The 508-nt window shown below is 68.3% G+C and carries 1 protein-coding gene; it reads left to right on the top strand.

The features are described 5' to 3' along the window. Positions 1-508: IS30 family transposase (locus AC5RWQ_RS30345; protein WP_494286023.1), on the top strand; the 508-nt coding region annotated here is incomplete at both ends.

Here is a 508-nt window from a genome sequence, read left to right as displayed (position 1 = left end):
GGACGCAACAAGCCGCACCGCAACGACCGCCGGTGGGCGAACGGATGGAGCCCGGAGCAGATCTCGGCCCGCCTGAAGATCGACTTCCCCGAGGACGAGTCCATGCGCATCAGCCACGAAGCGATCTACCAGGCACTCTACGTCGAGAGCCGCGGCGCTCTGAAGCGTGAGCTCGTGGCCTGCCTACGCACGGGCCGTGCTCTGCGTGTTCCGCGCGCCAGGGCCCGCAAAAGGCCAGGCGGTCACGTCACCGAGGAGGTAATGATCAGTCAGCGGCCCGCCGAAGCCGCCGACCGTGCTGTTCCCGGTCACTGGGAAGGCGACCTGATCATCGGGCTGAACCGGTCGGCGATCGGCACGCTCGTCGAACGCACCACCCGCTACACGATGTTGATCCACCTGCCACGGGCCGAGGGCTACGGCACGATCCCGCGCACGAAGAACGGGCCCGCGCTGGCCGGCTACGGCGCCGTGGCCATGAAGGACGCCCTGGCCACCACTATGGCCA

It is taken from the genome of Micromonospora sp. BS32, from assembly GCF_059089345.1.
This window is presented reverse-complemented; position numbering and strand designations above follow the sequence as displayed.